Consider the following 586-nt stretch of genomic DNA (forward strand, 5'->3'; position numbering starts at 1 on the left):
CTTGTGCTTGCTGACTCAGAGGCACTTGTGCTTGCTGACTGGCTAGCTGATGTGCTTGCTGATTGGCTCGCACTTGTTGATGCTGACTCAGACGCAGACGTGCTTGCTGATTGGCTCGCACTTGTTGATGCTGACTTAGATGCGCTTGTTGAAGCACTTTGGCTGGCACTTGTCGACGCTGACTTAGATGCGCTTGTTGAAGCACTTTGGCTGGCACTTGTCGACGCGGACTTAGATGCGCTCGTTGAAGCACTTTGGCTGGCACTTGTCGACGCTGACTTAGATGCGCTCGTTGAAGCACTTTGGCTGGCACTTGTTGATGCTGACTTAGATGCGCTCGTTGAAGCACTTTGGCTGGCACTTGTCGACGCTGACTTAGATGCACTTGTTGAGGCACTTTGACTTGCACTTGTCGACGCGGACTTAGATGCACTTGTTGAAGCACTTTGACTTGCACTTGTTGACGCTGACTTAGATGCGCTCGTTGAGGCACTTTGGCTGGCACTTGTTGACGCGGACTTAGATGCACTTGTTGAGGCACTTTGGCTGGCGCTTGTCGACGCTGACTTAGATGCGCTCGTTGAGG

At 52.4% G+C, this 586-nt stretch carries 1 protein-coding gene; it reads right to left on the bottom strand.

Annotated elements, in window-relative coordinates; genetic code table 11:
* On the bottom strand, positions 1-586 hold a 586-nt coding region (locus CBI42_RS13430; protein WP_179211410.1), incomplete at both ends, for a hypothetical protein.

The sequence above is a fragment of the Streptococcus sp. KR genome, assembly GCF_002238115.1.
Lineage (GTDB): Bacteria > Bacillota > Bacilli > Lactobacillales > Streptococcaceae > Streptococcus.